This window comes from Synechococcus sp. R55.7 (assembly GCF_047461955.1).
Lineage (GTDB): Bacteria > Cyanobacteriota > Cyanobacteriia > Thermostichales > Thermostichaceae > Thermostichus.
Genome location: NZ_JANSIC010000419.1, coordinates 1 through 868, shown reverse-complemented (window position 1 = coordinate 868; position 868 = coordinate 1). Strand labels below are relative to the sequence as shown.

Here is an 868-nt window from a genome sequence, read left to right as displayed (position 1 = left end):
TCGTTGAGGCCAGACGGCAAATCCAGGCTAAGGATGGGGATCCCACTGCCATTGGCCCACCCCACCGCCCCCGCCCAAGGCTCCCCCAAAGGCCGGTTCAGACCGATCCCAAACAGGGCATCAATTAACAAATCGCAATCGGCCAGCTCTTCAAGACTCTCCACAAACTCTGCCCCCAGCGCCTTGAGATAGCGGGCGTGGTCTGCCGTCAGGGGTTTGAGATCCGGCTTGCCCAGCCACACCTTCACCGACTTTTGGGCCAGCCATAGCTCCCGCCCAACCACCAACCCATCGCCACCGTTGTGCCCTGTCCCACAGAGGATCCCAATGCGATGGGCTTGCGGAAAATCCTTCTGCAACTGAGCAACAACGGCCAGCCCCACCTTCTCCATCAGAGCGGCAACGGGCATGCCGGCAGAGAAGATCTGCTCCTCAATGCGCTGCATCTGTGCGGAACTGACCAGGCTGATGGCCGGATCGAACTGGCAACGAGAACCCATATCGCTACGCAACGCTGTTGCAACCGGCGGCATTGCTGAGGGGAGATGGCTCATGGCTAAGTTGCGCTAATCGAGCTTAGCTCTATCACATTCCCATCCGGATCCCGGACGAACACTGCCGCTCGCCCGGAAGCGCTCGGTTGCACCTCATACCCTTCCTGCCGCAGGCGAGCCTTCACCGCTTCCAAGTCATCCACCCCCAGCGCCACATGGGGGTTGCGCCCCCACTTTGAGGATCCCGTTCCGCTTCGCTGCCGTGGATCCATCGGCTCCTCGGCCACGATTAAATGAATTTGGGAGGAACCCACTTGATACCAAGCGCCGGGAAAGTCAAACGGCAACCGTTCCACCTTGGGGATCCCAAGCAC

The 868-nt window shown here is 60.3% G+C and carries 2 protein-coding genes; both read right to left on the bottom strand.

Translation table 11 applies throughout. The annotated features are described in order from the left end of the window. Nucleotides 1-500 (bottom strand): NAD(P)H-hydrate epimerase (locus tag NW820_RS12875; protein ID WP_414407704.1); only part of this gene is annotated, 500 nt, incomplete at its 3' end. A 56-nt stretch (nt 501-556) separates the two neighbouring features. Then, nucleotides 557-868: VOC family protein (locus NW820_RS12870; RefSeq protein WP_414407703.1), on the bottom strand; the 312-nt coding region annotated here is incomplete at its 5' end.